Here is a 25,369-nt window from a genome sequence, read left to right as displayed (position 1 = left end):
TGCTGCGCGGGCCGGCCGCGCGTGGATCAGGCCGGCGTCTAGCGCAGGCCGGCCGCGAAATCGGACACCGCCCTGATGTGCGTGTCCGACATACGGTCGGCAATGGTGTGCATGGGTTCGTTGTTGGCACGATCGCCGCTGCGGAACAGCTTCAGTTGCTCTTCGATGTACGAAGGGAACTGGCCCGCCAGGCGCGGATATTGGCTGGGCACCCCGGCACCGTTGGCCGAGTGGCACGATGCGCAGGCCGGCACGCCGCGATCGGGCAAGCCGCCGCGCCAGATGCTGCGGCCCAGCTCGACCAGGTCTTCGTGGCCGGCGGTGGCTGGTTCTTTCAGCGGCTGCTCCGCCAGGTACAGCGCCACATTGCGCATGTCTTCGGGCGTCAGGTTCTGGGCCATGGCAGTCATGGGCGTGGGATTGCCGCCCGCGCCATTGCGCGCCGGCTTGTCGGCGCCTTGCTTGGTCTGGAAGTCGGCCAATTGCTTGGCCAGGTATTCGTGCGACTGCGCGGCCAGGTTGGGGTTGGCGGGGATGCTGCTGTTGCCCGCCGCGCCGTGACAGGACGCACAGGCCACGATGCCGCGCGACGCATCGCCCTGGTCATACAATTGCGCACCTTTGGTGGCATCCGGCTTGGCCGGGGTCGCAGCGCCTTCGGCGGCGAAACTGGAAGAAATTACGGACGCACCGAGCATCAGCCCGCTTGCTACCAACATCCGGGACAGCACACGCTTCATTGAAAACCTCGACGATCGGATCTCGATCAAGGCGCCAAGGCGCCCCATGCCTGCCCCATGCTGTGCCAGATCGAACATACATTCGCCCTGGGCCGTTTACGCTGTCAACAGGCGGAAAAAGCCGGCGCAATGCAGGGGGACCACTGTTGCAAACGCACGATTATACAATAGGGTTCGCAACCAACCGTATCGGCCCCTCCTGTGTCCCTTCTGCACCGCGCCTCTTTCTTTATCTCGGCAGCCCGCCTGGATCAGCTGCCCGCCCCTGGTGCGCCCGAAGTCTGTTTCGTGGGCCGCTCCAATGCAGGCAAGTCGTCGGCCATCAATGTGCTGTGCAATCAGCGCCGCCTGGCCTTCTCCAGCAAGACGCCCGGGCGCACGCGCCTGATCAATCTGTTCGGCCTGCCCGACCCGCTGGAGCCCGAACAACCGCTGGGTTTCCTGGTCGACTTGCCCGGCTACGGCTATGCCTCGGTGGCCCACAAAGAAAAAGAAAAATGGGCCGACATCCTGGGCGGCTATCTGCGCGACCGGCCTTCACTGGCGGGCATCGTGCTGATCATCGACATCCGCCGCGGCGTCACCGAACTCGACCGCCGCCTGGCCGACTTCATCGCCCCCACCGGCCGTCCGGTGCTGGCCCTGCTGACCAAGGCCGACAAGCTTCCGTTCGGGCAACGTCAGCGCACCGTATTCGCCGTGCGCAAAGACCTGGCCGATATCGGCGCCCTGCATACGGTGCCCTTCTCGGCCACCGAACGCATCGGGCTGCCCGAAGCGACCCAATACATCGAGAACTGGATTTCTCCCAAGGTAGTGCCATGAATCCGCATATCATCTCTCCCGCCTTTCCCGTATCGCGTCCACGCCGGCTGCGCCGTGACGACTTCACCCGCCGCCTGGTGCGCGAGCATGCACTTACCGCCAACGACCTGATCTACCCGGTGTTCGTGGCCGAAGGCAACGGCCTGCGGCAAGCCGTGCCTTCGCTGCCCGGGGTGGTGCGCTACTCGCCCGACACCCTGCTGGCGGCCGCCGAAGAATGCGTGGGGCTGGGTATTCCGGTAATGGCGCTGTTTCCGGTGATCGACCCATCGCTCAAGACGCCCGACGGCGCCGAGGCCGCCAACCCCGACGGCCTGATCCCGCGCGTCGTCGCAGCCCTGAAACAGCGCTTTCCCGAACTCGGGGTGCTGACCGACGTAGCGCTCGACCCGTACACCAGCCACGGCCAGGACGGCGTCATCGACGAAGACGGCTACGTGCTGAACGAGCCCACGGTGCAGATCCTGATTCGCCAGGCCCTGGTGCAGGCCGGCGCCGGCGTCGACATCGTGGCACCCAGCGACATGATGGACGGCCGCATCGGCGCCATCCGCCAGGCACTCGAAGCCGACCAGCACATCCACACTCGCATCATGGCCTACTCGGCTAAATACGCCAGCGCCTTCTACGGCCCGTTCCGCGACGCCGTGGGCTCGGCTTCCAACCTGGGCAAGTCCAATAAAATGGCCTACCAGATGGATCCGGGCAACCTGGACGAAGCCCTGCGCGAAGTGGCAGCCGACCTGCAAGAAGGGGCCGACATGGTCATGGTCAAGCCCGGCATGCCTTACCTGGACGTGCTGCGCCGGGTCAAGGACACCTTCCGGGTGCCGACCTTCGCCTACCAGGTCAGCGGCGAATACGCCATGATCAAGGCCGCTGCCGCCAATGGCTGGCTGGACCACGACAAGGTCATGATGGAAGCGCTGCTGGGCTTCAAGCGCGCGGGCGCCGATGGCATCCTGACCTACTTCGCGGTGGAAGCGGCCAAGCTGCTGAAGCAGCAGTAAGGCGTCCTAATGCGACCTAACGCGCCAGTACGCGATCGAGTACCGCGGCAAAGCGCGGTGCATCCTGGAAGCCGATGACGCGCGCATCGGCGATGGCCGCCCCGCCCGGCGCGAAGAACAGAATGCCCGGGGGGCCGAACAGCCGGAAGCGCTTGAGCAGCGCGCGATCAGCGGCGTTGTTTTCGGTAACGTCGGCTTGCACCAGCAGCATGCGCGACATGCGGCTGGCCACGGCCGGATCGGAAAACGTGAAGCGCTCCATTTCGCGGCACGACACACACCAATCGGCATAAAAATCCAGCATGACGGGCTGGTTGCTCTGTGCCAGCAGGGCATCCAGCTCGGCATTGTTGCGTACCCGCACGAACTCGACCGGCCCCCCGGCCACCACCGCAGGCGCCGGCCCGTCGGCGCGTTGCGCCAGATGCGACAGGGGCTGCAGCACATCGCGCCCACCGCTGGCCGCTCCCACCAGCCAGGCCACGCCAGCCAGCGCCAGCAGCAAGCCCAGGCCCTTGGCGAACATGCGCGGCGCGCCGGCTCCGGCGGGCAGGGCATCGAAGGCACGCAACATTACCGCGGCCACGATGGCCAGGAATGCCCAACCCATCATTTGCAGCCAGGTCGGCAGGATGGGAATCAGCATCCACCAGGCGGTCGCCAGCAGCAACATGCCGAACACGCGCTTGACGCCATCCATCCAGGCCCCGGCCTTGGGCAGCAAGGCACCCGACGAGGCCCCCACGATCAGCAGCGGCACGCCCATGCCCCACGCCATGGCGAACAGCGCGGCGCCGCCCAGCACCACGTCGCCGGTCTGCGATATATACAGCAAGGCGCCAGCCAGCGGCGCCGCCACGCAAGGCCCCACGATCAGCGCCGAAATCGCGCCCATGGCCAAGGCCCCGGCGGCCCGCCCGCCGGGTATGCGCGCCGAGCGGGCTGACAGCCAGCTTTGCACCGAGCCCGGCATCTGGAAATCGAAAGCACCGAACGTGGCCAGCGCCAGCACCACCAGGATGGCCGCAAAAATCGCCAGCACCCACGGCGTCTGCAACCAGGCGGCCAGCCCGGCGCCGCTCAGGCCGGCAGCCACGCCCAGCGCGGTGTACACCACCGACATGCCCAGCACATAGGCCGCCGCCAGGCCCAGGCCGCGCCAGCGGCCGGGACGCGCGTCACCGGTACCGCCCACCACGATGGACGACAGAATGGGAATCATGGGTAGCACACAAGGCGTGAATGCCAGCAACAGCCCCAGCACCCAGAACACGCCCGCGGTCTTGAGCCAGCCCAGGCCTCCGATTGCGTCGGCCAGGCTCAAATCGCCCGCGGCCAGCAGCGAACCCAGCCCGCCCGAGGCACCCGGCGCGGCGCCGCCATCGGCCTGCGCGGCACCCGCGCCGTCCACCGCATAGCCGCCCGCCACGGGCACCAGCTTCACGGTATGGTCGGCGGGCGGGTAGCACAAGCCCGCATCGGCGCAGCCCTGGCTGGTAACGGTCAGGGTGAAAGCCTGTTCACCGGCCACCGGCACGGCAATCGACACCTGCTGGTGGTAGACCTCCATGTTCTTCTCGAAGGTCGGGTCATACTTGACATCGCCCGGCGGATACGTGGGCGTGCCCAAAGTGGCCGCCCCCTGCGGGCTGATCGACAGCCCGAAGCGCTCGCGATACATGTAATAGCCGGGCGCGATGCGATAGCGCAATTCCAGGGTATCGGGGCCGGCCATGGCGGCGCTGAATACGAAGGCTTGCTCGGGCGGCAAGAAATCGGCTTCGGTCAGAGCGGCAGCCGGGCGCCAGGCAAGCAGGGCCCATGCCGCCAGCAGGGCCAGGCAGCCCACCAACCACCCGCGCCAGGCGGGCCGCGCACGAACCATGTACTGATGCATCGAATTCTCTTTGTTGCTTGCGGCCCCGCCGCCTGAACGCGAACCGGCCGCGAAGTCTGTGGACACTACTGTGCGCCGTTTACCTGCGCCCGCACCCAATCCAGGTACGGCGCGCTGCCGCCTATGACCGGCACGACGATGATCTCGGGCACGTCGTAGGGGTGCAGCTTGGCCAGCGTCTGTATCACGGCCTGCTGGCGGCCTGCGGTGGTCTTGATCCACATGGGAATCTCGTCCGCCCCTTCGATTTCGCCCTCCCAGCGATAGATGGACAAAATGGGCGCGCCAAGGTTCACACAAGCCGCCAGGCCGTCCTCGACCAGCACATGGGCCATGCGTTTGGCCAACAGAAGATCGGGCGCGTTGCTGATCACCAATACGATATCGTCGTCGCGCAACATGGTTGCTCCTTGGAAACGGCCTATACCGCCCGGTCAATGAGGTATTTTATCGGGACTGCCCGAGGCGCCGCGCGCCCACCCTAGCCGAGACCCTGTTGCCATGTCAGACAACTGCCTGTTCTGCCGCATTGCCCAGCACCAGATTCCCGCCCACATCATCCACGAAGACGACCAGATCCTGGCATTCCTGGACATCCAGCCGGTACGCCCCGGCCACGTGCTGGTCATACCCAAGCAGCATTACGCGTACTTCGAAGACATGCCTGCCGCGGTGGGCAACCGCATCCTGGCGCTCGGCCAGCAACTGGCGCGCGCCATGAAGGCGTTGTACCAGGTCGAACGCGTGGGATTCGTATTCACGGGCATCCATGTGGCCCATGCCCATGCGCACCTGATCCCCATGCATCACCCGCAAGACGTCACATCCACACAGTACATCGCCCAGCAGGACCTGCAGTTCGTGATGCCGCCGCAATGCCCCCCCGACCAGTTGGCGGACACGGCAGCGCAGTTGCGTCAGGCGCTGGCGCCCTGATTTGCTTTCGCCCTGGGGCGGGGCCCCGGCCGCCAAAAAACAAGGGCGGACCCGTGGGTCCGCCCTTGCGCTTATCCACTGGCCGGATTATTCGGCAGCGTTGTCGGCCTCGGTTTCCTCGACTTCAGGACGATCAACCAGCTCCATGTAGGCCATGGGAGCATTGTCGCCCTGACGGAAACCCATCTTCAGCACGCGGGTGTAGCCGCCGTTGCGGGCCGCGTAGCGCGGGCCGATTTCGGCAAACAGCTTTACCACGGCATCGCGATCGCGCAGGCGGGCAAACGCCAGGCGCTTGTTCGCCAGGGTGGGTTCCTTGCCCAGGGTAATAAGGGGTTCAACGACGCGGCGCAGTTCTTTCGCCTTGGGCAGCGTGGTCTTGATCGCTTCGTGGGTAATCAACGAAACGGCCATGTTGCGAAACATGGCAAGACGGTGGCTGCTAGTACGATTGAGCTTACGCAAACCATTACCGTGACGCATGATAAGTTCCTTACGAATCTAAAGACGGCGCGTGCGCCGCCAGGTTATCCGGATCTTCTATCGGCCTGCTGCCAGGCCGCGGTCCGGTGGAAGACGGGGTAAATAATTAAGGACGTTCCAGGCCCAGGGGCGGCCAATTCTCGAGCTTCATGCCCAGGGTCAGGCCACGTGCAGCCAGCACTTCCTTGATCTCGTTGAGCGACTTGCGACCCAGGTTCGGGGTCTTGAGCAGTTCGTTCTCGGTACGTTGGATCAGGTCGCCGATGTAGTAGATGTTCTCGGCCTTCAGGCAGTTGGCCGAACGCACGGTCAGCTCCAGGTCGTCGACCGGGCGCAGCAGCACGGGGTCGATCTGCGGCGTACCGCGAACCGGGGCTTCGTACGAATCGCCAGCGCCTTCCAGGGCGGCAAACACCGAGATCTGGTCCATCAGGATGCGGGCTGATTGGCGTACCGCTTCTTCGGGCGAGATCACGCCGTTGGTTTCAATGTCCAGCACCAGCTTGTCCAGGTCGGTGCGCTGTTCGACACGAGCGCTCTCGACGGCGTAGCTGACACGGCGCACCGGGCTGAACGAGGCGTCCAGCACGATACGGCCGATGGTATGGGTGCGGTCTTCAGACAGCGCACGCACGTTGCCCGGCACGTAGCCACGGCCCTTCTCGACCTTGATCTGCATTTCCACCTTGCCGGCTTCGGTCAGGTTGCAGATGACATGGTCGGGATTGATGATCTCGACGTCGTGCGGCAGTTCGATGTCGCTGGCCAGCACCGTGCCCGCGCCGTTCTTGCGCAGCACCAGGGTGACTTCGTCGCGGTTGTGCAGCTTGAAGACCACGCCCTTCAGGTTCAGCAGGATGTCGACGACATCTTCGCGAACGCCGGGAATGGTCGAGTATTCGTGCACCACGCCCGTCATCTGCACTTCGGTGGGCGCGTAGCCCGTCATCGACGACAGCAAAATGCGGCGCAGAGCGTTGCCCAGCGTATGGCCGTAGCCGCGCTCGAACGGCTCCATCACGATCTTGGCGTGGTGGGTGCCGACCGGTTCGACTTCAATGGAACGCGGCTTCAGAAAACCTTGAGTGGACATGTACAGAATTCCTTTTCAATACCCTCGGCTCGTTACACCGATAAGGCTGATGGAAACAAGAAAAAAGCACGGCAGGAATGCCGCTTGTTACTTACCGCAAAGCCCGCCCCGCAAAAATTTGCGGAAGCGGGCTGTTGCGGAGCCTGCAATCAGGTATTCGGCGCAAATTGCACGGCCGCCGGGCCGTGCCTGCATCGATTAACGCGAGTACAGTTCGACGACCATCGATTCGTTGATGTCGCGGGCGACATCAGCGCGATCGGGCATCGACTTGAACGTACCGGCCATCTTGCTGGCGTCGACTTCCACCCATTGGGGGATGCCGATGCTGGAAGCCAGGTCGAGCGATTCGCGGATACGGCCTTGCTTCTGGGACTTTTCACGCACGGTGATCACGTCGCCGGCCTTCACGATCAGCGACGCGATGTCGGCGGTATGGCCATTGAGCTCGATAGCGCGGTGGCTGACCAGCTGGCGAGCCTCGGCACGCGTCGAGCCGAAGCCCATACGGTACACCACGTTGTCCAGGCGCGATTCCAGCAGTTGGATCAGCGTTTCGCCGGTGTTGCCACGACGGCGCTCGGCTTCGGCGAAGTACTTGCGGAACTGCTTTTCCAGCACGCCGTACATGCGCTTGAGCTTTTGCTTTTCACGCAGTTGCAGACCGTAGTCGGAAGTGCGGGCACCCGAAGTGCGGCCATGCTGACCGGGCTTGGAATCCAGCTTGCACTTGGAATCCAGCGAGCGGCGGGCGCTCTTCAGGAACAGATCGGTACCCTCGCGGCGCGAGAGCTTGCATTTGGGTCCAGTATAACGAGCCATGTGGATTCCCTTTAGATACGACGACGCTTCGGCGGACGGCAGCCGTTGTGCGGCACGGGCGTGATGTCGGCAATGCTCGAGATCTTGATGCCCAGGGCATTCAGAGCACGCACGGACGACTCACGACCGGGACCAGGACCCTTGATGCGAACTTCGAGGGTCTTGATGCCGTACTCCAGTGCAACGCGGCCAGCGGTCTCGGCGGCCACCTGAGCAGCGAACGGCGTCGACTTGCGCGAACCCTTGAAGCCCGCGCCACCCGAAGTCGCCCACGACAAGGCGTTGCCCTGACGGTCGGTGATGGTGATGATGGTGTTGTTGAACGACGCGTGAACGTGCGCAATGCCGTCCGAGACGTTCTTCTTGACCTTTTTGCGTACGCGCGAAGCGCCGCTGGTGGAAGCTTTCGCCATAATCCAGTTCCTCGATTATTTCTTCAGGGACGCAGCAGCACGACGCGGTCCCTTGCGGGTGCGGGCGTTGGTGCGAGTGCGCTGGCCGCGCACGGGCAAACCGCGCTTGTGACGCATGCCGCGGTACGTGCCCAGGTCGATCAAGCGCTTGATCGACAGTTGCACTTCGCGGCGCAGGTCACCCTCGACCGAGAACACGCCCACATGTTCGCGGATGCGTTCCAGTTCAGCGTCGGTCAGGTCCTTGACCTTTTTGGAAAGGGGTACATTTGCTGCTTCGCAAATTTTGCGAGCGCGCGTACGACCGATGCCAAAAATGGCGGTCAGGCCGATTTCGGCGTGCTGTTGCGGCGGAATGTTAATGCCAGCAATACGGGCCATGACTGTTCCTTGAATAAATCCGTTGCGTGTCGCTAACCAGGGTTAGCCTTGACGCTGCTTGTGACGCGGGTCGGTGCAGATAACGCGCACCACGCCGTGACGTTTAATAACTTTGCAGTTGCGGCAAATCCGCTTAACCGATGCCATTACTTTCATGGTTGACTCCTAATTTTCCGTAATCCGGTCTGCTCATTTAGAGCGGAAAACAATTCTTGCCCGCGTCAGGTCATAGGGCGTGAGCTCCACAGTGACCTTGTCGCCCGGCAAGATCCGGATGTAATGCATACGCATCTTGCCGGAAATATGGCCTAGCACCACGTGGCCGTTTTCGAGCTTGACGCGAAAAGTCGCGTTGGGAAGGTTCTCGAGAACCTCACCTTGCATCTGAATGACGTCGTCCTTAGACATTCTCTTTGCTATCGCATCGGCAAACCCGAGGAACCCTTGAAGTTCGCTTTCTTGAGCAGCGAGTCGTACTGGTGCGACATCATGTAGGCCTGAACCTGCGCCATGAAGTCCATCGTCACCACCACGATAATCAACAAGGACGTGCCACCAAAATAAAACGGTACGTTCCAGCGCATCACCAGGAATTCGGGCAGCAGGCACACCAACGTGATGTACAGCGCACCTACCAGCGTCAAGCGCATCAGGATCTTGTCGATGTAACGCGCCGTTTGCTCACCCGGACGAATACCAGGAACGAAAGCACCGCTCTTCTTCAGGTTATCTGCGGTTTCGCGGCTATTGAACACCAATGCCGTATAGAAAAAGCAGAAGAAAATGATAGCGGCCGAGTACAACGTAATGTAAAGCGGTTGGCGGGGCTCGAGAGCCGCAGCCAGGTCACGCAACCACAGCATGCGATCACCGGTCGAGAACCAGCTTGTGATCGTGGCCGGGAACAGAATGATCGACGATGCGAAGATCGGCGGAATCACCCCAGCCATGTTCACTTTCAGCGGCAAATGCGAGCTCTGGCCACCATAAATCTTGTTGCCCACCTGGCGCTTGGCGTAGTTGACCGTGATCTTGCGCTGTCCGCGTTCCACGAACACCACGAAGGCGGTCACCAGCACCACCAGCGCCACGACGAACAGCGCCGACGGCACCGACATCGCATTGGTACGGACCAGATCCAGCAACCCAGCCAGTGCCGAAGGCAAGCCGGCCACGATACCTGCGAAAATCAGGATCGAAATACCGTTGCCCAGGCCCCGCTCGGTGATCTGCTCGCCCAGCCACATCATGAACATGGTGCCGGTCAGCAGGGTTACGACGGTTGTGAAGCGGAACAACATGCCCGGATCGATCACCAGGCCCGGCTGGGATTCCAGCGCCACCGAAATGCCCACCGCCTGCACCAGCGCCAGCACGACCGTGCCGTAGCGAGTGTATTGGGTGATCTTGCGGCGGCCGGCCTCGCCCTCTTTCTTGAGGGCTTCCAGCGAGGGCACCACCACGGACATCAGCTGCATGATGATCGATGCAGAGATGTACGGCATGATGCCCAGGGCGAAGATCGAAAAGCGCGACAACGCGCCGCCCGAGAACATGTTGAACAGGCCCAGGATCCCGCCCTGGTTCTGGCGGAACAGGTCCGCCAGCGCGTCCGGGTTGATGCCCGGAACAGGGATGTGCGTACCCAGCCGGTAAACCACCAGGGCGAGCACCAAGAACACGAGCCGACGCTTCAAGTCGCCGTATCGTGCTCCAGTTTTGCCCAGTGCCTGTGCGTTAGCCACGTGTTACCCCGCAATCAAGCAAGCGAGCCGCCCGCGGCTTCGATGGCGGCGCGCGCGCCAGCCGTCGCGGTGATGCCCTTGAGCGTCACTTTGCGCGAGAGTTCACCCGACTTGATGACCTTGGCGTAGCGAACCGCCTGGCCAACGACACCAGCGGCCTTCAGCACTTGCACGTCGACTTCGTCGGCGGTCAGGGCTTGCAGCTCCGACAGGCGAACCTCGGCGTACAGATGCTGACCCAGCGGCGTAAAGCCACGCTTGGGCAGGCGACGCTGCAGCGGCATCTGGCCGCCTTCGAAACCGACCTTGTGGAAGCCGCCCGAACGCGACTTCTGGCCCTTGTGGCCACGGCCGGCGGTTTTACCCAGACCCGAACCGATGCCACGGCCGACGCGGCGCTTGGCGTGCTTGGAGCCCTCGGCGGGCTTCAGCGAATTGAGTTGAATATCCGACATCGTGATTCCTTAGGCTTCCGAGACGGAGATGAGATAATCCACCTTGCGGATCATCCCGCGCACCTCGGGCGTGTCGACCAGAACGCGGCTGCTGTTGATACGGCGCAGACCCAGGCCGCGCACGGTGTCGCGATGGGACTGCTTGGTGCCGATCACCGAGCGCACGAGGGTAACTTTGATCTGCTTCTGAGCCATGATTTACCCCAGGATCTCTTCGACAGTCTTGCCGCGCTTGGCAGCGACTTCCGACGGAGTCAGGGAAGCGCGCAGGCCATTCAGCGTGGCACGGACCATGTTGTAGGGATTGCTCGAGCCGAGGCTCTTGGCAACCACGTTGCGCACACCCATCACTTCGAAGATGGCGCGCATCGGGCCGCCGGCAATCACGCCGGTACCTTCGGCCGCGGGCGAGATCAGCACGGTGGAAGCGCCATGCTTGCCCACCACGGTGTGGTGCAGCGTGCCGTTCTTCAGCGCAACCTTGAACATGCCGCGACGGGCCTGTTCCATTGCCTTCTGGACGGACACCGGCACTTCACGCGCCTTGCCCTTGCCCATGCCGATGCGGCCGTCGCCGTCGCCCACCACGCTCAGCGCGGCGAAGCTCATGGTGCGACCACCCTTGACCACCTTGCTGACGCGGTTGACCGCGATCATCTTTTCGCGCAGGCCGTCGTCGTTCTCTTTTTCCGCGGCGCCTTTGCCTTGTACTTTAGCCATTTGACAGATCCTCGCTTAGAACTTCAGGCCGGCTTCACGCGCGGCATCGGCCAGCGCTTTCACGCGGCCATGGTAACGAAAGCCCGAGCGATCGAAAGCCACCAGTTCGATACCGGCTGCCTTGGCCTTTTCGGCAACGCGCTTGCCCACCAGCGTGGCAGCGGCGGTGTTGCCACCCTGGCCGCTTTGGCCAGCCAGTTGCGCACGCACTTCGGGCTCCAGCGTCGAAGCGCTGACCAGCACGCGATCGCCCTCCGGCGAAATGATGTTGGCGTAAATGTGCAGGTTCGAGCGGAAAATCGAGAGGCGGTGAACGCGCAGCTCGAAGATCTTCCGGCGGGTCGGAACCGCACGACGCAAACGGGAAACTTTTTTGTCCATGATTCGTCCTTGCGTGCGCCGTTATTTCTTCTTGGTTTCTTTGATGACGACGCGTTCGTCCGCATAGCGCACGCCCTTGCCCTTGTAGGGTTCGGGTTCGCGATAGGCGCGGAGTTCAGCGGCCACCTGACCAACGACTTGCTTGTTGGAGCCCTTGATGACGATTTCCGTCTGGGTGGGGCACTCGGCCTTTACGCCAGCAGGCAGCTTGTGCACGATGTCGTGCGAAAAGCCCAGCTGCAGCTTGACAGCATCGCCTTGGACCTGGGCGCGATAGCCCACGCCGACCAGGTTCAGCTTGCGTTCGAAGCCCTTGCTCACGCCGGTAACCATATTGGCCACCAGTGCGCGCACGGTACCTGACATGGCGCCAGCATGGCGCGAGTCGTTGGCAGCCACAAACGTCAGCTTGCCATTGTCCAGCGCAACGGTAACGTCGCCGGTCAGTGTCTGGCTCAGGGTGCCCAAGGGGCCCTTGACGGTGATCTGGTCCTGTTGGAGGTTGGCTTCAACCCCCTTGGGCAGCTCGACCGGATATTTAGCGATACGTGACATTCGAGTATCTCCTTAGGCCACGTAGCACAGCACTTCGCCGCCGACGCCATTGGCACGGGCCTTGCGGTCGGTCATGACGCCGCGCGAAGTCGAAACGATAGCCACGCCCAGGCCATTCATGACCTGAGGAATGTTGCTGCGGCCCTTGTAGATACGCAGACCGGGGCGCGAAACGCGTTCGATGCGCTCGATAACCGGACGGCCAGCGTAGTACTTCAGGGTGATTTCCAGCTCAGGCTTAGCCTGCGTACCCTTGACGGCAAAGCCATCGATATAGCCTTCATCCTGCAGCACAGCGGCAATAGCCGCCTTCAGCTTCGAGGAGGGCATGTTCACCGTGACTTTGTCAACTTGCTGCGCATTGCGAATGCGAGTCAGCATATCGGCGATGGGATCGCTCATGCTCATGTTTTTTCTCCTACCAGCTGGCCTTGGTGATGCCGGGGATTTCCCCCTTCATCGCCATTTCACGCAGTTTGTGGCGGGTCAGCCCAAACTTGCGGAAGACGCCGCGCGAGCGACCCGTGACGACGCAGCGGTTACGCTGACGCGTGGGGTTGGCATTGCGCGGCAGTTGTTGCAGCTTCAGCCGAGCTTGGTAACGGTCTTCGTCGCTCTTCGACTGGTCGTCGATAATCGCTTTCAGTTCGACACGCTTGGCGGCGTACTTGTCAGCCAGCTTGGCGCGCTTGATGTCGCGATTGATGAGGGAAAGTTTAGCCACGTCATCAGCCTCTTAGTTACGGAACGGGAAGCTGAAGGCGGTCAACAGCGCCTTGGCTTCGTCGTCGGTCTTGGCGGTGGTGGTGATGCTGATGTTCAGCCCACGCAACGCGTCGATCTTGTCGTACTCGATTTCGGGGAAAATGATCTGCTCTTTCACACCGATGTTGTAGTTGCCACGGCCGTCGAACGCACGACCCGAGATACCGCGGAAGTCGCGCACACGAGGCAGCGCAACCGCCACCAGGCGATCCAGGAATTCGTACATGCGTTGGCCACGCAGCGTAACCATGCAACCGATCGGGTAGTTTTCGCGGATCTTGAAACCGGCGATAGCCTTGCGGGTCTTGGTCACGACAGGCTTCTGGCCGGCAATCTTGGTCAGGTCGGACACGGCGTGTTCGATGACCTTCTTGTCGGCAACCGCTTCCGAGACACCCATGTTCAGGGTGATCTTGGTGATACGCGGCACTTCCATCTGGCTCTTGTAGCCAAACTTGGCCTGCAGGTCGGGAGCGACCTTGCTCTTGTAGAAATCTTGCAAACGAGACATGTCTGTCGCCCCTTACGCCTTGGCGCCGACAACGGCACCATTGGAACGGAACACACGGACCTTGCGGCCGTCGACTTCTTGCACGCCGACGCGATCGCCCTTGCCCGTGGCCGGGTTGAACAGCGCCACGTTGGAGATATGGATCGGCAGGGTCTTTTCGACGATACCGCCCGGGTTGTTGGCCATGGGATTGGCCTTCACGTGCTTCTTGACGACGTTGACGCCCTCGACCAGGACATGGTCGGCATCGACGCGAGCCAGCACGGTACCGCGACGCTTCTTGTCGCGGCCGGTCAGGACGATGACTTCGTCGCCTTTACGGATGTTGTTCATCGAGGGCTCCTTACAGCACTTCGGGGGCCAGCGACACAATCTTCATGAAACGCTCGGTACGCAGTTCACGCGTAACGGGTCCGAAGATGCGGGTGCCGATGGGCTCCAGCTTGGCGTTGAGCAACACGGCGGCATTGCCGCCGAAGCGGATCAGCGAACCGTCTTTGCGGCGCACGCCCTTGGCGGTGCGAACCACCACGGCGTTGTAGATTTCGCCTTTCTTGACGCGCCCGCGCGGGGCCGCATCCTTGACGCTCACCTTGATGATGTCGCCGATACCGGCATAACGGCGCTTAGAGCCACCGAGCACCTTGATGCACATGACAGCGCGCGCACCGGTGTTGTCGGCCACGTCCAGCGTGGTCTGCATTTGGATCATGATTTTTCCTGTTCCAACTTAACCGGAACTACGGCTTCCACCTGGAAACACCGCACTTCCTGCCAGTTTTGGTCCCGTCAGGTCCGCCGCCCGCTTCGAAGACAATCTTCAAAGGCAATGCCGCGACCCTGGGTTGAAATCCTGCGAATACTTCCCCCGGCACCCTTGCTGGCCTGCCGCAGCCTATGGGCTGCTGCACGAATCCGGTAATGGCAACTCGGGAAAGCTGGTAATTCTACCCCGCAGAGAGAAAAAGCGCAAGCCTCATCTGGAAAACCTTGCCTGGGTGCGCTACGCATGTGGCCAAATGGCCATTTGATACGTCACTATTTATACTTGTAATAGCGGGCTTCCCAGGCGTCGTGGTTGGCCTTGCCCCGCCGGATCTCGTCGGTCAGAGGCGCCACTTTCAGTACCAGCCGGTTCAGCCAGCGCACCGGCGCCCGGCAGGGGCGCTCGAAATCGACGAACAACACCGCCCGCAGCCCTGGCGTGTCATTGTGGACCTGGTGCGGATACAGGTCATCGAAGACCACCGCGCGCCCTTCTTCCCAGGCATATCGCTGGCCGCCAACCTCGATCCAGCAGCGTTCGCGCGGTTCGGGCACCACCAGGCCCAGGTGCAACCGCAGCACGCCGTTGTAGGGGCCGCGATGCAGGGGAATCCGCTTGCCGGGTTCAAGGATGGAAAAGAAGGCCGTGCGCAGGCCGGGGATGCTGGCCAACGCCCGGGCAGTGGCTGGGCACCGGGCCAGGTTGCGCTCGGACCGCAGGCCGTAGGCCAGAAACAGGAAGGTCTTCCATTGGTCGTCCGCCGTGATCATGCCCACGTCTGGAGAGATTTCGTGAAAGGCCGGCAGGCGTTCGCGCTCTTGCAGCAAGACTTGCAGCTCGTCGCGGATGGCGGGCGTGTGCGCTTCGAGGGCGCCTATCCAGGCAAACGCGGCATTGTCGAAGATGGGGCTGTCGCCCACCAGTGATGCCCGGGCGATGCGGCGCTGCAGCCAGTCGAGGAACCGGAAGAAAACGCGAGAGAAAAGACTGCGCGGGGCGGCGATATCCTGGCTGGGCAATTGCATAGCATGGCGGATCGAATGTGCGCGAGTATACGGCAGTCCCGGGCCCCGTTGCCTGGCCGGCGCCTCTCGGCCGGCCCGGTGCCCGCAGGCAATTGGCCCCCGCCGCGCGCGGCGCAGTGGCCCATGCGCGGGCGCCCAAGCTGGTTTAGACTGAGAGGTACTCACAGCTATTCCCACCCTTTTCGCAAGGAACTCTGGCATGTATGAACAGTTGGCGCTGTATATCGACGGTGAATTCCTGACCGGCGACGGTCGCCGCACCCAGGACGTCATCAATCCGGCCTCCCTGGAAGTATTGGGCCAGCTGCCGCACGCCACCGAGGCCGACCTGGACCGCGCCCTGGCCGCCGCGCAGCGGGCCTTCGAATCCTGGAAGCACAGCTCGCCCATGGAGCGCTCGACCATTCTGCGCAAGGTGGCCTCGCTGTCGCGCGAGCGCGCCAAGGAAATCGGCCGCAACATGACCCTGGACCAGGGCAAGCCGCTGGCCGAGTCCGTGGGCGAGATCACCGCCTGCGCCGAACATGCCGATTGGCACGCCGAAGAATGCCGCCGCATTTATGGCCGCGTCATTCCGCCGCGCAACCCCGACGTGCGCCAGTTCGTTGTACGCGAACCCATTGGTGTATGCGCTGCCTTCACGCCCTGGAACTTCCCGTACAACCAGGCCATCCGCAAGATCGCCGCGGCGCTGGGCGCCGGCTGCACCGTCATCCTGAAAGGGCCCGAGGATTCACCCAGCGCAGTGATGGCGATCGCGCGCATGTTCCACGACGCCGGGCTACCCAAGGGCTGCCTGAATATCGTCTGGGGTGAACCTGCCAAGATTTCCGACTACCTGATCCGCTCGCCCATCGTGCGCAAGGTGTCGTTCACGGGTTCGGTGCCGGTGGGCAAGCAACTGGCCGCGCTGGCCGGCGCGCACATGAAACGGGTCACAATGGAACTGGGCGGCCATTCGCCCGTGCTGGTGTTCGACGATGCCGACGTGGGCCGTGCCGCCGAGATGCTGGCCAAGTTCAAGATCCGCAATGCCGGCCAGGTGTGCGTGTCGCCCACCCGGTTCTACGTGCAAGAAGGCGCCTACGAACAGTTCCTGGCGCGCTTTACCGAAGTGCTCAAGGGCATCAAGGTTGGCGACGGCCTGGAAGAGGGCACTCAAATGGGCCCGCTGGCGCACGAGCGTCGCGTTCCGGCCATGAGCAAGTTCGTGGAAGATGCCAAGAAGCATGGCGGCAAGATCGCGCTGGGTGGCGAACCACTAGACCGCAAGGGCTTTTTCTTCTCGCCTACGGTGGTCACCGAGCTGCCCGACGATTCGATGCTGATGACCGAAGAACCGTTCGGCCCCGTGGCACCGGTGGTGCGTTTCAAAGACACCGATGAAGTGCTGCGCCGTGCCAACAGCCTGCCGTTCGGCCTGTCGTCGTATGTATTCACCAACTCGCTGCAGACCGCGACCAAGGTCAGCAACGGCCTCGAAGCAGGTATGGTCAACATCAACCACTTTGGCAGCGCCCTGGCTGAGACCCCGTTCGGCGGCATCAAGGACAGCGGCATCGGCAGTGAAGGCGGCCTGGAAACCTTCGATGGCTACCTGGTCACCAAGTTCATCACGCATATCTGAGCCCACCTCCGAAGCGCTACGCGCTTCCCCCTCAAGGGGGCGACGCAGGCGGACCGGCAAAGCCGGCTCCGCTGCGTCCCCGGCCTAGTCGCCGCGTGCGGTGAATTACCGACACCTGGAAGGACGGTAATAAAAAAACGGCAAGGAAATGATCCTTGCCGTTTTTCATGGCGGAGCGGCAAGCCGCTCCGTTTGCATCAATTAGATGATGCGTACCGCTTCGACCAGGCGCACCACGTTCCAGGACTTGGAACGCGAGATGGGACGGCCTTCCGCGATTTCGACAGTGTCGCCTTCGTTGTATTGGTTCGATTCATCGTGCGCCTTGTACTTCGCCGAACGCATGACGATCTTGCCGTAGATGGGGTGCTTGACGCGGCGTTCGACCAGAACGACGACCGTCTTGTCCATCTTGTTGCTGACGACCTTGCCAACCAGCGTACGCTGGCGCTTGGTTTGAGTGTTTTGAGTTTCGCTCATGATTATTTCCCTGCCTGCTCGGTCAGCAAGGTACGCACGCGCGCGATATCGCGACGCACGTTGCGCAGCTGGCTGGTATTGGCAAGCTGCTGCGTGGCCTTCTGCATACGCAGACCGAATTGAGCCTTCAGCAGGCTCTCGAGCTCTTTGCCGAGCTCGGCGGCGTCTTTCGAACGGAGTTCGCTGGCTTTCATTGTGTACTCCTTAAGCACCGATATGACGCGCGACGAACGTGGTCGAGATCGGCAGCTTGGCGGCAGCCAGGCGGAACGCCTCGCGCGCGAGCTCTTCGCTGACACCTTCCATTTCGTAGAGCACCTTGCCGGGTTGGATTTCGGCGACCCAGTACTCGGGGTTACCTTTACCGTTACCCATCCGGACTTCGGCAGGCTTCTGCGAGATCGGCTTATCCGGGAAAATGCGAATCCAGATACGGCCGCCACGCTTGATGTGACGGTTGATGGCACGACGCGCCGCTTCGATTTGGCGTGCGGTCAGGCGGCCACGACCAGTGGCCTTCAGACCGAACTCGCCGAACGACACATGCGTGCCGCGGGTCGCCAGACCGGTGTTGCGGCCCTTTTGCTCTTTGCGATATTTTCTGCGAGAGGGTTGCAGCATGGTTATTCTCCTTCAGGCGCCGGAGCTGCGTCCGCCTTGCGGGGACCACGGCCACGACCACCTGGACGACCGGGACGACCGCCATCGGGACGATCGCCACGCGGTGCGCGACGCGGACGGCGTTCTTCTTCACGCGGGGTAGCGGCTTCCGGCGGCAATTCGCCGTTGGCCAGCATGTCGCCTTTGTAGACCCAGACCTTGATGCCGATCACACCATAGGTGGTGTGGGCTTCCGAGGTGCCGTAGTCGATATTGGCTTTCAGCGTGTGAAGCGGCACACGGCCTTCGCGATACCACTCGGTGCGTGCGATTTCGATACCGTTCAGACGACCCGAGCTCATGATCTTGATGCCCTGGGCGCCCAGGCGCATTGCGTTCTGCATGGCGCGCTTCATGGCGCGGCGGAACATGATGCGCTTTTCGAGCTGCTGCGAGATCGAATCGGCGATCAGTTGAGCGTCGGTTTCCGGCTTGCGGATTTCCTCGATGTTGACGTGCACAGGCACGCCCATCAGGCGCTGCAGATCGGCCTTCAGGTTTTCGATGTCTTCGCCGCGCTTGCCGATCACCACGCCCGGACGAGCCGAGTAGACGGTGATGCGGGCGTTCTTGGCGGGACGCTCGATGATGACTCGGCCAACCGAGGCGCTCTTGAGCTTCTTCTTCAGGTATTCGCGAACGCGGATGTCTTCGGCCAGCATGGTGCCGAAAGCTTTGTCATCGGCGAACCAACGCGAGGACCAATTACGGGTGACCGCGAGACGGAACCCTGTGGGGTGAATTTTCTGACCCATCGTGACTCCTTAGGCTCCGACCTTGACCGTGATATGGCAGGTCTGCTTCTCGATGCGGTTGCCGCGGCCCTTTGCACGAGCCGAGAAACGCTTCATCGATTGCGCCTTGTCGACGAAAATCGTGGTGACTTTCAATTCGTCGATATCGGCGCCGTCGTTGTGTTCGGCATTGGCGATAGCGGACTCGACAGCCTTCTTCAGGATGCCGGCGGCCTTCTTCGGGGAAAAGGTGAGGATGTTCAGCGCCTGGGCAACCGACTTGCCGCGGATCAGGTCCGCAACCAGACGGGTCTTCTGCGCCGAGATGTGAACCCCACGGATAATGGCAGTAGTTTCCATCGCTTACCTCTTCGCCTTCTTGTCCGCAGCGTGGCCCTTGAACGTACGGGTCAGCGCGAACTCGCCGAGCTTGTGACCGACCATGTTCTCGTTGATGTACACGGGAACGTGCTGGCGGCCGTTGTGCACAGCGATCGTCAGACCGATGAACTCGGGCAGGATCGTGGAACGACGCGACCAGGTCTTGATCGGCTTCTTGTCTTTGCCCGCAACAGCCGTGTCTACCTTCTTGATGAGGTAGGCATCGACAAACGGGCCTTTCTTGATCGAACGTGACATAGTGTTCGCCTCTTACTTGCGCTTGCGCCGTTGGACGATCATGTTGTTCGTCCGCTTGTTGCGACGGGTCTTGAAACCCTTCGAGGGCGTGCCCCACGGGCTGACCGGTTCGCGTGCTTCGCCGGTACGGCCTTCGCCGCCGCCGTGCGGGTGATCGACCGGGTTCATGGCCACGCCACGAACCGTCGGACGCACACCGCGCCAACGCATTGCACCGGCCTTGCCGATCTGGCGCAGGCTGTGTTCTTCGTTACCGACTTCACCGATGGTGGCACGGCACTCGATATGCACGCGACGGACTTCGCCCGAACGCAGACGCACTTGAGCATAGGTGCCTTCACGGGCCAGCAGCACCGCCGACGCGCCAGCCGAACGCGCCATCTGGGCGCCCTTGCCGGGAATCATTTCGATGCAGTGGATCGTGGTACCCACCGGAATGTTGCGAATCGGCAGCGTGTTGCCGGCGCGGATCGGGGCTTCAATGCCCGAGATCAGCGTGGCACCCACTTCCAGGCCGCGCGGCGCGATGATGTAGCGACGTTCGCCGTCGGCGTAGCACAGCAGAGCGATGTGCGCCGTACGGTTGGGGTCGTACTCGAGGCGTTCCACCTTGGCCGGAATGCCGTCCTTGTTGCGACGGAAGTCGACGACGCGGTAGTGCTGCTTATGACCGCCGCCACGATGACGGATCGTGATGTGGCCGTTGTTGTTACGGCCCGAGCCACGAGTCTTCTTTTCGAGCAGGGCGGCATGCGGCGCGCCTTTGTGCAGATTCGGGCTAACTACCTTCACCATGCCACGGCGGCCAGCCGAAGTCGGTTTTACTTTGACGAGGGCCATTTACTTCACCTCCGCAAAGTCGATTTCCTGGCCATCCTTGAGCGCAACATAGGCCTTGCGCTCACTGCGGCGGCGACCCACGAAGCGGCCAAAGCGCTTGACTTTGCCCTTACGGTTGAGGACCTGCACGGACTCGACCTGCACTTTGAACAGCAGTTCGACGGCAGCCTTGATTTCCGGCTTGGTAGCGTCAGCCACGACACGGAAAGCGACTTGCTGATTCTTCTCGGCGATGAAGGTGGCCTTTTCGGTCACGATCGGGGCCAGAATGACTTGCATCAAGCGTTCGGCGTTCATCCCAGCATCTCCTCGAGTTGAGCGATGGCCGGCTTGGTGATCAGCACTTTCTTGTAGTGGATCAGCGACAACGGATCGGCATAACGGGGCTCGACCACGGCAACGTGCGGCAGGTTGCGGGTAGCGAGGTAAACATTTTCATCGACGGCGTCGGTGATGATCAGCACCGAATCCAGGCCCAGGCTCTTCAGCTTGGCAGCAGCCAGCTTGGTCTTGGGCGATTCGAGGTCGAACGTGTCAACGACGGCGATGCGGTCTTCGCGGGCCAGCTGCGACAGAATCGAGCGGATACCAGCGCGGTACATCTTCTTGTTGACCTTCTGGCTGAAGTTTTCTTCAGGCGAGTTCGGGAAAGTGCGACCACCCCCACGCCACAACGGCGACGAGGTCATACCGGCGCGAGCGCGGCCGGTACCCTTTTGGCGCCAGGGCTTCTTGGTGGAGTGCTTGACTTCGGCGCGGTCTTTCTGGGCACGGTTACCACTGCGCGCGTTGGCCTGGTAGGCCACCACGACTTGGTGAACCAGCGCTTCGTTGAAATCGCGACCGAAGATGGTGTCGGGCGCGCTGAACGTAGCGGCCTGACCTTGGTCGTTCAGGAGCTTGAGATCCATGTTGCTTACGCCCCCTTCTTGGCCGGCGCCTTGATGGCCGGACGCACGACGACATCGCCGCCCGCATGGCCGGGGACAGCGCCCTTGACCAGCAGCAGGCCACGCTCGGCGTCAACACGCACGACGTCGAGGTTTTGAACGGTACGGGTCACATCGCCCAGATGGCCAGCCATGCGCTTGCCGGGAAAGATGCGGCCCGGATCTTGCGCCTGGCCGATCGAGCCGGGCACGCGGTGCGACCGCGAGTTACCGTGCGAAGCACGCTGCGAACCGAAGTGGTGGCGCTTGATCGTGCCGGCGAAACCCTTGCCGATGGTGGTGCCCGTGACGTCGACCTGTTGGCCGGCTTCGAAGACGGATTCCACGGCAATGACGGCGCCAGGCGTGAATTCGGCCAGACGGGCCGGATCCAGGCGGAATTCCTTCAGGATGCTGCCGGCTTCAGTGCCAGCTTTGGCGTAGTGGCCGGTTTGCGGCTGAGCCACACGCGAGGCACGACGAGTGCCATAAGCCACTTGGACCGCGGCATAGCCATCGGCTTCCAGAGACTTGATCTGGGTCACGCGATTGTTCGACACGTCCAGCACGGTTACCGGGATGGATTCACCTTCCTCGGTAAAAATGCGGGTCATGCCGACCTTGCGACCCACCAGACCCAACCGATGCGCGGCGGGCGTGGACGTCGAATTCGACATTGTTTTCTCCATTCCCGACTACGATTGGTCGGGGCTAATCGGGCCGGGAACGGCTCCAGCCCTACAAATTCAGGTAACCATTGGCCAAACTACCGGCCACGGCATCTGTTGCCAAAACGGCAAGCTTGGCATAATAGCACGCTAAATCAAAGGACTGCAAGCCGTGCGTCAAGAAAGCGCGTCCAGCAGGCGGTACCAGGTGACGCCGGCGGCCAGGTAGGCCCGTTGCAGGCCATGGCCGGGAATGCGGCGGATGGCGGTTACCGGGTAAGGCAGCCCGCCGCGGGATCCGGCGGCGATATACGAGGCGATCACCTTGCCCAGCGTCGTGGCCAGCGCGACGCCGCGGCCATTGTAGCCAAGCACCACGTTCAACCCGGGTGCCGGTTCATGCACATGCGGAAGCCCATCGGCCGTGATCGCCAGGCGCCCAGCCCAGCGATAGTCGAAACCCACGCCAGCCAATTGGGGAAAAAGCAACTGCAGCGCACGTTCGACGTGGCGCCACTGCGCCGGCGAATGCGGATCGGAAAATGGCCCGCGCCCACCCAGCACCAGGCGGCCGCTCGCGTCGCGGCGGAAGTAAACCAGCAACCGCTTGGAATCGGACGATACTTCGCCTCCCTCGAGGATGGACCGTCCCTGTTCAGCCGACAGAGGCTTGGTGGCCACGAGGTAGCTGGTGGCGGCCAGTATCGAACGGCGCAGCCCCGGCCACAACGTGTCGGTGTACGCATTCGTGGCAAGTAGCACCCGTTCGGCGTTTACCGTTCGCCCCGCCTGGGTGGTGACCGTCCAGCCCCGGCCGCCGCGCTCTAGCGCGGCGACTCGCGTCTGCCCGTATATCGACGCACCCAGGCCGCGGGCCGCGGCGGCCAGCCCGCGCGCATAGCTCAAGGGCTGTACGCTACCGGCCCGGTAATCCACCCAGCCGCCCACGAAACTGCGCGTACCGGTGCGCTGCGCAACGGCGTCGCGGTCGAGCAGTTCGACGTGGGCGCCTCGGCGCTCCCACTGGCGCGCGCGCTTCTCGACAAGCCGCATCATCGCAGGCGAATGCGCCGTCTGTATCCATCCCTTGCGTACGGCATCGCAAGGAATATTGAATTGCTCGATCAAGCCGAACACGGTGTCGGCCGCAGTCCCGGCCAATTCGATCAGCGAGTCCGCATCCGGCCCAAACCGCCGCGCAATGCCATCCGGGTCGTATTTCAGCCCGGGGATGACTTGCCCGCCATTGCGGCCGGAGGCCCCCCACCCGACTTGCTCGGCCTCGAGCACGCACACCTTCGCGCCGTTCTGAGCCAGGTGCAGCGCGGCCGAGAGGCCGGTAAAGCCGGCACCGACGATGGCAACATCGACGCTGCAATCATCCTGCAATGGTTCGTCCGGGCCGGCCGGCGTGGCAGTTGCATGCCACAGCGACGGCGGAAAGGGCCGTTCGGTATAAGAAGCGGTATGGGTCATAGGAGCGCTTCCGCGTAACCCCGGCTGAACGGGTCGATCGCCGCACGTGCATGAGCACCGTCATGCAGGGCGACCAGGGGACGAGCCAGCTCGTAGCCATACCCCTGGTGCTGCTCATCGACCTGGAGAGCGGGATCGAAATATTGCGGCAGGGCTGCCACCAGATCGCGCAGGCGTTCGGAATACAGCAGCCCCGTGCCGCTGGCGTCGATGCGCGGCGCGGAAATCGCCGCCTCGGCATCCATGGTGCGATCGACCAGGTTGATGACGACCTGCACGACGGCATCAATGATGCGACGCCCGCCGGGGGCGCCGATCGCCGCATACCTGCCGCCGCGCTCTAGCAGGACCGGCCCCATATTGGCCAAGGGCCGCTTGCCGCCGGCGATACTGTTGGCGGCGTCCGGGCAGGCGTTGAACCAGCCCATCGCCGCATCGAGCAGCAGGCCGGTCCGCTCGCAGACGACCTTGGCTCCGCAGTGATTGGCGGCCGTGTGAGTGATGGCTACCGACATCCCCTCGTTATCGGTGACAGAGACGTGCGTGGTGCCTGCGGTGGGCGAGCTTGCCCCTTGTGGGGCCCACTGAATGGGAGCGGCACCCGTGGCGTCGAAGGCCCAGGGATCATGCGCGGCATGCCGGGCGAAGTAGTTCCAGGGTGTCTCCGCAATGCCACCTTCCGGGGCCGATGCCCGCGGTGGGGGGTCGCCGCGCAGAATGCACTGCGCAATGCTGTCGGCATAACGTTGCGAAAGCAGACCGGCTTCCGGAACCGGCACCAAGGCGGAATCCCCCAGCCAGTGATAGCGGTCGGCGAACGCGTGCCAGCTTGCCTCGGCCAGCCGCCGCAAGGCCTCGGCATCGAAGCGCATCGAGGCGGGATCGGGATACAAGGCCTGCCAAATGTTCAGTATCTGCAATTCCGTGACCGCCCCGCACGGCGCGCAAGGCGCCAGGATGCGTGCATCGCGGTATGCCAGGGTGCGGGGCTTGATGAAGGCCGGTGCCACAGCCAGCAGGTCTTCGCGCTCGAGCAAGCCACCGCGATCGCGGTGTGTGCGAAGAAACGCTACGCCCAATTCGCCCTCATAAAAAGCGCGGATACCGTGGGCGGCGATGCTCTCCAGGGTTCGCCCCAGCGCGGGCTGGCGAATGCGCTCTGGCCGTGCCAACGTCGTTTTGCCCAGATGTGCGGGAACCGGCGGCACGCCATCGCGCAGGAATAGCGCCGCGGCGCCCGGGTCCGCACGCAGTGCCGCCAGGTTGTCGAGCGCCTCGAGAGCAAAATACGAGTCGCACTCGAACCCGTCATAGGCAGCCCGGATGGCGGGCGCCATCACCGTGGCCAGCGCAAGGCGCCCGAAGCGCCCTTGCGCACGAGCCAGGCCCGCCAGGGTAGCCGGCACGCCCGCGGCCTTGGCGCCCTGTACGTTCTCGTCGTCCACGACGACCGACACGCCCAAGCCGCGATCAATCTGGCGGCTGGTGTCGATGCGATACATGCCGGCATGGGCGCGCTTGGGCGCGCGGGGGCCGAACTCGACGCTATGGGCTTGCCCACCGGGTAAACCCACCAGCATGAAACCCGAGCCGGCCAGCGTAGTTTCCATGGGTTCCACGACACCTGCCACAAAAGCCGCGGCCACGGCGGCGTCGATGGCGTTGCCGCCGGCTTCGAGCATGCCGATGGCAGCCTGTACAGAGGGATACCGGGCCGCGGCCACGGCCCCCCTGCCACCGCACGCGCCGCTGCGAGTGATCCTTTGGTACGATTTCATGGCTATCTCCTTCGC

The 25,369-nt window shown here is 62.9% G+C and carries 38 protein-coding genes; 4 read left to right on the top strand and 34 right to left on the bottom strand.

What is annotated here, in order from left to right; genetic code table 11:
• Window positions 1-38 precede the first annotated feature (38 nt).
• Window positions 39-740, bottom strand: coding sequence for a cytochrome c (locus KW845_RS20180; protein ID WP_218371438.1), 702 nt, complete (start codon window positions 738-740; stop codon window positions 39-41).
• 201 nt (window positions 741-941) lie between these two features.
• Here KW845_RS20180 and yihA point away from each other — a divergent pair, with 201 nt between their 5' ends.
• Together yihA and hemB are read left to right on the top strand one after the other, a co-directional pair.
• The gene (yihA, locus tag KW845_RS20175) at window positions 942-1,565 is read left to right on the top strand and encodes a ribosome biogenesis GTP-binding protein YihA/YsxC (protein ID WP_218371099.1); all 624 of its coding nucleotides are present in this window, start codon (window positions 942-944) and stop codon (window positions 1,563-1,565) included.
• Entirely contained in the window at window positions 1,562-2,575 is a 1,014-nt protein-coding gene (gene hemB, locus KW845_RS20170; protein ID WP_218371098.1) for a porphobilinogen synthase, read from the top strand. The genes yihA and hemB overlap by 4 nt, the downstream gene beginning before the upstream one ends.
• A 16-nt stretch (window positions 2,576-2,591) precedes the next feature.
• Here hemB and dsbD read toward each other — a convergent pair whose 3' ends face one another.
• Window positions 2,592-4,472, bottom strand: a complete 1,881-nt coding sequence (dsbD, locus tag KW845_RS20165; RefSeq protein ID WP_218371097.1) for a protein-disulfide reductase DsbD — start codon at window positions 4,470-4,472, stop codon at window positions 2,592-2,594.
• 65 nt (window positions 4,473-4,537) lie between these two features.
• On the bottom strand, window positions 4,538-4,873 hold the full coding sequence (gene cutA, locus KW845_RS20160; RefSeq protein WP_218371096.1) for a divalent-cation tolerance protein CutA: 336 nt from the start codon (window positions 4,871-4,873) through the stop codon (window positions 4,538-4,540).
• A 100-nt stretch (window positions 4,874-4,973) separates the two neighbouring features.
• Here cutA and KW845_RS20155 point away from each other — a divergent pair, with 100 nt between their 5' ends.
• Window positions 4,974-5,408 carry an HIT family protein gene (locus KW845_RS20155; protein ID WP_218371095.1) on the top strand — a complete coding sequence of 145 codons (435 nt, stop codon included), beginning with the start codon at window positions 4,974-4,976 and terminating at the stop codon, window positions 5,406-5,408.
• A gap of 87 nt (window positions 5,409-5,495) precedes the next feature.
• On the opposite strand, the gene rplQ is transcribed toward KW845_RS20155, so the two are convergent.
• The 19 genes from rplQ to KW845_RS20060 all read right to left on the bottom strand — a co-directional run bounded on the left by rplQ (window position 5,496) and on the right by KW845_RS20060 (window position 15,523).
• The gene (gene rplQ / locus KW845_RS20150) at window positions 5,496-5,891 is read right to left on the bottom strand and encodes a 50S ribosomal protein L17 (RefSeq protein WP_218371094.1); all 396 of its coding nucleotides are present in this window, start codon (window positions 5,889-5,891) and stop codon (window positions 5,496-5,498) included.
• A 106-nt stretch (window positions 5,892-5,997) separates the two neighbouring features.
• Window positions 5,998-6,984, bottom strand: a complete 987-nt coding sequence (gene rpoA / locus KW845_RS20145; RefSeq protein ID WP_207404982.1) for a DNA-directed RNA polymerase subunit alpha — start codon at window positions 6,982-6,984, stop codon at window positions 5,998-6,000.
• A gap of 198 nt (window positions 6,985-7,182) precedes the next feature.
• Entirely contained in the window at window positions 7,183-7,806 is a 624-nt protein-coding gene (gene rpsD, locus KW845_RS20140; protein WP_218371093.1) for a 30S ribosomal protein S4, read from the bottom strand.
• An 11-nt stretch (window positions 7,807-7,817) separates the two neighbouring features.
• Entirely contained in the window at window positions 7,818-8,219 is a 402-nt protein-coding gene (gene rpsK, locus KW845_RS20135; RefSeq protein ID WP_006216516.1) for a 30S ribosomal protein S11, read from the bottom strand.
• A 15-nt stretch (window positions 8,220-8,234) separates the two neighbouring features.
• Window positions 8,235-8,600, bottom strand: a complete 366-nt coding sequence (gene rpsM, locus KW845_RS20130; RefSeq protein ID WP_218371092.1) for a 30S ribosomal protein S13 — start codon at window positions 8,598-8,600, stop codon at window positions 8,235-8,237.
• Window positions 8,601-8,642: 42 nt separating this feature from the next.
• The gene (gene rpmJ, locus KW845_RS20125) at window positions 8,643-8,756 is read right to left on the bottom strand and encodes a 50S ribosomal protein L36 (protein ID WP_003806928.1); all 114 of its coding nucleotides are present in this window, start codon (window positions 8,754-8,756) and stop codon (window positions 8,643-8,645) included.
• Between the two features lie 33 nt (window positions 8,757-8,789).
• The gene (infA, locus tag KW845_RS20120; protein WP_003806927.1) at window positions 8,790-9,008 is read right to left on the bottom strand and encodes a translation initiation factor IF-1; all 219 of its coding nucleotides are present in this window, start codon (window positions 9,006-9,008) and stop codon (window positions 8,790-8,792) included.
• A gap of 8 nt (window positions 9,009-9,016) precedes the next feature.
• Window positions 9,017-10,345, bottom strand: coding sequence for a preprotein translocase subunit SecY (secY, locus tag KW845_RS20115; RefSeq protein WP_218371091.1), 1,329 nt, complete (start codon window positions 10,343-10,345; stop codon window positions 9,017-9,019).
• A gap of 14 nt (window positions 10,346-10,359) precedes the next feature.
• On the bottom strand, window positions 10,360-10,800 hold the full coding sequence (gene rplO / locus KW845_RS20110; protein WP_218371090.1) for a 50S ribosomal protein L15: 441 nt from the start codon (window positions 10,798-10,800) through the stop codon (window positions 10,360-10,362).
• Between the two features lie 9 nt (window positions 10,801-10,809).
• Window positions 10,810-10,995 carry a 50S ribosomal protein L30 gene (gene rpmD / locus KW845_RS20105; protein ID WP_218371089.1) on the bottom strand — a complete coding sequence of 62 codons (186 nt, stop codon included), beginning with the start codon at window positions 10,993-10,995 and terminating at the stop codon, window positions 10,810-10,812.
• 3 nt (window positions 10,996-10,998) lie between these two features.
• Entirely contained in the window at window positions 10,999-11,520 is a 522-nt protein-coding gene (gene rpsE / locus KW845_RS20100) for a 30S ribosomal protein S5 (protein ID WP_218371088.1), read from the bottom strand.
• A gap of 15 nt (window positions 11,521-11,535) precedes the next feature.
• Window positions 11,536-11,901 carry a 50S ribosomal protein L18 gene (gene rplR, locus KW845_RS20095; protein ID WP_218371087.1) on the bottom strand — a complete coding sequence of 122 codons (366 nt, stop codon included), beginning with the start codon at window positions 11,899-11,901 and terminating at the stop codon, window positions 11,536-11,538.
• 21 nt (window positions 11,902-11,922) lie between these two features.
• A complete protein-coding gene (rplF, locus tag KW845_RS20090; protein ID WP_218371086.1) occupies window positions 11,923-12,456 on the bottom strand; it encodes a 50S ribosomal protein L6 in 534 nt (177 codons plus the stop codon).
• Between the two features lie 12 nt (window positions 12,457-12,468).
• The gene (gene rpsH / locus KW845_RS20085; protein ID WP_218371085.1) at window positions 12,469-12,864 is read right to left on the bottom strand and encodes a 30S ribosomal protein S8; all 396 of its coding nucleotides are present in this window, start codon (window positions 12,862-12,864) and stop codon (window positions 12,469-12,471) included.
• A gap of 10 nt (window positions 12,865-12,874) precedes the next feature.
• Window positions 12,875-13,180 carry a 30S ribosomal protein S14 gene (gene rpsN / locus KW845_RS20080; RefSeq protein WP_218371084.1) on the bottom strand — a complete coding sequence of 102 codons (306 nt, stop codon included), beginning with the start codon at window positions 13,178-13,180 and terminating at the stop codon, window positions 12,875-12,877.
• Between the two features lie 12 nt (window positions 13,181-13,192).
• A complete protein-coding gene (gene rplE, locus KW845_RS20075; RefSeq protein ID WP_218371083.1) occupies window positions 13,193-13,732 on the bottom strand; it encodes a 50S ribosomal protein L5 in 540 nt (179 codons plus the stop codon).
• A gap of 12 nt (window positions 13,733-13,744) precedes the next feature.
• Window positions 13,745-14,065 carry a 50S ribosomal protein L24 gene (rplX, locus tag KW845_RS20070; protein ID WP_218371082.1) on the bottom strand — a complete coding sequence of 107 codons (321 nt, stop codon included), beginning with the start codon at window positions 14,063-14,065 and terminating at the stop codon, window positions 13,745-13,747.
• Between the two features lie 10 nt (window positions 14,066-14,075).
• Window positions 14,076-14,444, bottom strand: a complete 369-nt coding sequence (gene rplN / locus KW845_RS20065) for a 50S ribosomal protein L14 (RefSeq protein ID WP_003806916.1) — start codon at window positions 14,442-14,444, stop codon at window positions 14,076-14,078.
• Between the two features lie 326 nt (window positions 14,445-14,770).
• A complete protein-coding gene (locus KW845_RS20060) occupies window positions 14,771-15,523 on the bottom strand; it encodes an aspartyl/asparaginyl beta-hydroxylase domain-containing protein (RefSeq protein WP_218371081.1) in 753 nt (250 codons plus the stop codon).
• Between the two features lie 199 nt (window positions 15,524-15,722).
• On the opposite strand from KW845_RS20060, the gene KW845_RS20055 reads away from it, so the two are divergent.
• Entirely contained in the window at window positions 15,723-17,150 is a 1,428-nt protein-coding gene (locus KW845_RS20055) for an NAD-dependent succinate-semialdehyde dehydrogenase (RefSeq protein WP_218371080.1), read from the top strand.
• Between the two features lie 201 nt (window positions 17,151-17,351).
• On the opposite strand, the gene rpsQ is transcribed toward KW845_RS20055, so the two are convergent.
• From rpsQ to KW845_RS19995, 12 genes are all read right to left on the bottom strand, one after another.
• Entirely contained in the window at window positions 17,352-17,630 is a 279-nt protein-coding gene (gene rpsQ / locus KW845_RS20050) for a 30S ribosomal protein S17 (protein WP_012251761.1), read from the bottom strand.
• 2 nt (window positions 17,631-17,632) lie between these two features.
• Window positions 17,633-17,824: a 50S ribosomal protein L29 gene (rpmC, locus tag KW845_RS20045; RefSeq protein WP_218371079.1), complete on the bottom strand. Its 192-nt coding sequence runs from the start codon at window positions 17,822-17,824 to the stop codon at window positions 17,633-17,635.
• Window positions 17,825-17,834: 10 nt separating this feature from the next.
• The gene (rplP, locus tag KW845_RS20040) at window positions 17,835-18,251 is read right to left on the bottom strand and encodes a 50S ribosomal protein L16 (protein ID WP_006389610.1); all 417 of its coding nucleotides are present in this window, start codon (window positions 18,249-18,251) and stop codon (window positions 17,835-17,837) included.
• Between the two features lie 2 nt (window positions 18,252-18,253).
• Window positions 18,254-19,045, bottom strand: a complete 792-nt coding sequence (gene rpsC / locus KW845_RS20035) for a 30S ribosomal protein S3 (RefSeq protein WP_218371078.1) — start codon at window positions 19,043-19,045, stop codon at window positions 18,254-18,256.
• 9 nt (window positions 19,046-19,054) lie between these two features.
• The gene (gene rplV / locus KW845_RS20030; protein WP_066124713.1) at window positions 19,055-19,384 is read right to left on the bottom strand and encodes a 50S ribosomal protein L22; all 330 of its coding nucleotides are present in this window, start codon (window positions 19,382-19,384) and stop codon (window positions 19,055-19,057) included.
• Window positions 19,385-19,387: 3 nt separating this feature from the next.
• Window positions 19,388-19,663, bottom strand: coding sequence for a 30S ribosomal protein S19 (gene rpsS, locus KW845_RS20025; protein ID WP_094798036.1), 276 nt, complete (start codon window positions 19,661-19,663; stop codon window positions 19,388-19,390).
• 12 nt (window positions 19,664-19,675) lie between these two features.
• Window positions 19,676-20,503, bottom strand: a complete 828-nt coding sequence (gene rplB, locus KW845_RS20020; RefSeq protein WP_218371077.1) for a 50S ribosomal protein L2 — start codon at window positions 20,501-20,503, stop codon at window positions 19,676-19,678.
• Window positions 20,504-20,800, bottom strand: coding sequence for a 50S ribosomal protein L23 (gene rplW, locus KW845_RS20015; RefSeq protein WP_218371076.1), 297 nt, complete (start codon window positions 20,798-20,800; stop codon window positions 20,504-20,506).
• Window positions 20,797-21,414: a 50S ribosomal protein L4 gene (rplD, locus tag KW845_RS20010; RefSeq protein ID WP_218371075.1), complete on the bottom strand. Its 618-nt coding sequence runs from the start codon at window positions 21,412-21,414 to the stop codon at window positions 20,797-20,799. Before rplD ends, rplW begins: the two co-directional genes overlap by 4 nt.
• A 5-nt stretch (window positions 21,415-21,419) precedes the next feature.
• Window positions 21,420-22,109 (bottom strand): 50S ribosomal protein L3, encoded by a 690-nt coding sequence (gene rplC, locus KW845_RS20005; protein WP_218371074.1) that lies wholly within the window; start codon window positions 22,107-22,109, stop codon window positions 21,420-21,422.
• 168 nt (window positions 22,110-22,277) lie between these two features.
• Complete coding sequence (locus KW845_RS20000; protein ID WP_218371073.1) at window positions 22,278-23,576, bottom strand: FAD-binding oxidoreductase; 1,299 nt, start codon at window positions 23,574-23,576, stop codon at window positions 22,278-22,280.
• Window positions 23,573-25,354, bottom strand: a complete 1,782-nt coding sequence (locus tag KW845_RS19995) for a gamma-glutamyltransferase (protein WP_218371072.1) — start codon at window positions 25,352-25,354, stop codon at window positions 23,573-23,575. Before KW845_RS19995 ends, KW845_RS20000 begins: the two co-directional genes overlap by 4 nt.
• Window positions 25,355-25,369 lie beyond the last annotated feature (15 nt).

It is taken from the genome of Bordetella sp. BOR01 (assembly GCF_019218885.1).
Classification (GTDB): Bacteria; Pseudomonadota; Gammaproteobacteria; order Burkholderiales; family Burkholderiaceae_B; genus Bordetella_A.
The sequence above is the reverse complement of the archived record's forward strand: the minus strand, read 5'-3'. Positions and strand labels throughout refer to the sequence as shown.

Excerpts from the sequence above, each read along its gene's own strand:
- infA (WP_003806927.1), bottom strand. The coding sequence starts at position 9,008 with ATGTCTAAGGACGACGTCATTCAGATGCAAGGTGAGGTTCTCGAGAAC.
- rpmD (WP_218371089.1), bottom strand. The coding sequence starts at position 10,995 with ATGGCTCAGAAGCAGATCAAAGTTACCCTCGTGCGCTCGGTGATCGGC.
- rplB (WP_218371077.1), bottom strand. The coding sequence starts at position 20,503 with ATGGCCCTCGTCAAAGTAAAACCGACTTCGGCTGGCCGCCGTGGCATG.
- rplV (WP_066124713.1), bottom strand. The coding sequence starts at position 19,384 with ATGGAAACTACTGCCATTATCCGTGGGGTTCACATCTCGGCGCAGAAG.
- rplC (WP_218371074.1), bottom strand. The coding sequence starts at position 22,109 with ATGTCGAATTCGACGTCCACGCCCGCCGCGCATCGGTTGGGTCTGGTG.
- rplR (WP_218371087.1), bottom strand. The coding sequence starts at position 11,901 with ATGGACAAAAAAGTTTCCCGTTTGCGTCGTGCGGTTCCGACCCGCCGG.
- rplO (WP_218371090.1), bottom strand. The coding sequence starts at position 10,800 with ATGTCGGATATTCAACTCAATTCGCTGAAGCCCGCCGAGGGCTCCAAG.
- rpsS (WP_094798036.1), bottom strand. The coding sequence starts at position 19,663 with ATGTCACGTTCGATCAAGAAAGGCCCGTTTGTCGATGCCTACCTCATC.
- rplQ (WP_218371094.1), bottom strand. The coding sequence starts at position 5,891 with ATGCGTCACGGTAATGGTTTGCGTAAGCTCAATCGTACTAGCAGCCAC.
- rplX (WP_218371082.1), bottom strand. The coding sequence starts at position 14,065 with ATGAACAACATCCGTAAAGGCGACGAAGTCATCGTCCTGACCGGCCGC.
- KW845_RS20000 (WP_218371073.1), bottom strand. The coding sequence starts at position 23,576 with ATGACCCATACCGCTTCTTATACCGAACGGCCCTTTCCGCCGTCGCTG.
- rplE (WP_218371083.1), bottom strand. The coding sequence starts at position 13,732 with ATGTCTCGTTTGCAAGATTTCTACAAGAGCAAGGTCGCTCCCGACCTG.
- cutA (WP_218371096.1), bottom strand. The coding sequence starts at position 4,873 with ATGTTGCGCGACGACGATATCGTATTGGTGATCAGCAACGCGCCCGAT.
- rpsQ (WP_012251761.1), bottom strand. The coding sequence starts at position 17,630 with ATGAGCGAAACTCAAAACACTCAAACCAAGCGCCAGCGTACGCTGGTT.
- rplN (WP_003806916.1), bottom strand. The coding sequence starts at position 14,444 with ATGATCCAAATGCAGACCACGCTGGACGTGGCCGACAACACCGGTGCG.
- KW845_RS20060 (WP_218371081.1), bottom strand. The coding sequence starts at position 15,523 with ATGCAATTGCCCAGCCAGGATATCGCCGCCCCGCGCAGTCTTTTCTCT.
- rpoA (WP_207404982.1), bottom strand. The coding sequence starts at position 6,984 with ATGTCCACTCAAGGTTTTCTGAAGCCGCGTTCCATTGAAGTCGAACCG.
- rpmJ (WP_003806928.1), bottom strand. The coding sequence starts at position 8,756 with ATGAAAGTAATGGCATCGGTTAAGCGGATTTGCCGCAACTGCAAAGTT.
- KW845_RS19995 (WP_218371072.1), bottom strand. The coding sequence starts at position 25,354 with ATGAAATCGTACCAAAGGATCACTCGCAGCGGCGCGTGCGGTGGCAGG.
- rplF (WP_218371086.1), bottom strand. The coding sequence starts at position 12,456 with ATGTCACGTATCGCTAAATATCCGGTCGAGCTGCCCAAGGGGGTTGAA.
- rpmC (WP_218371079.1), bottom strand. The coding sequence starts at position 17,824 with ATGAAAGCCAGCGAACTCCGTTCGAAAGACGCCGCCGAGCTCGGCAAA.
- rpsE (WP_218371088.1), bottom strand. The coding sequence starts at position 11,520 with ATGGCTAAAGTACAAGGCAAAGGCGCCGCGGAAAAAGAGAACGACGAC.
- KW845_RS20155 (WP_218371095.1), top strand. The coding sequence starts at position 4,974 with ATGTCAGACAACTGCCTGTTCTGCCGCATTGCCCAGCACCAGATTCCC.
- rpsH (WP_218371085.1), bottom strand. The coding sequence starts at position 12,864 with ATGAGCATGAGCGATCCCATCGCCGATATGCTGACTCGCATTCGCAAT.
- rplD (WP_218371075.1), bottom strand. The coding sequence starts at position 21,414 with ATGGATCTCAAGCTCCTGAACGACCAAGGTCAGGCCGCTACGTTCAGC.
- dsbD (WP_218371097.1), bottom strand. The coding sequence starts at position 4,472 with ATGCATCAGTACATGGTTCGTGCGCGGCCCGCCTGGCGCGGGTGGTTG.
- rpsC (WP_218371078.1), bottom strand. The coding sequence starts at position 19,045 with ATGGGTCAGAAAATTCACCCCACAGGGTTCCGTCTCGCGGTCACCCGT.
- rpsD (WP_218371093.1), bottom strand. The coding sequence starts at position 7,806 with ATGGCTCGTTATACTGGACCCAAATGCAAGCTCTCGCGCCGCGAGGGT.
- hemB (WP_218371098.1), top strand. The coding sequence starts at position 1,562 with ATGAATCCGCATATCATCTCTCCCGCCTTTCCCGTATCGCGTCCACGC.
- rplW (WP_218371076.1), bottom strand. The coding sequence starts at position 20,800 with ATGAACGCCGAACGCTTGATGCAAGTCATTCTGGCCCCGATCGTGACC.
- rplP (WP_006389610.1), bottom strand. The coding sequence starts at position 18,251 with ATGCTGCAACCCTCTCGCAGAAAATATCGCAAAGAGCAAAAGGGCCGC.
- rpsK (WP_006216516.1), bottom strand. The coding sequence starts at position 8,219 with ATGGCGAAAGCTTCCACCAGCGGCGCTTCGCGCGTACGCAAAAAGGTC.
- KW845_RS20180 (WP_218371438.1), bottom strand. The coding sequence starts at position 740 with ATGAAGCGTGTGCTGTCCCGGATGTTGGTAGCAAGCGGGCTGATGCTC.
- KW845_RS20055 (WP_218371080.1), top strand. The coding sequence starts at position 15,723 with ATGTATGAACAGTTGGCGCTGTATATCGACGGTGAATTCCTGACCGGC.
- rpsM (WP_218371092.1), bottom strand. The coding sequence starts at position 8,600 with ATGGCCCGTATTGCTGGCATTAACATTCCGCCGCAACAGCACGCCGAA.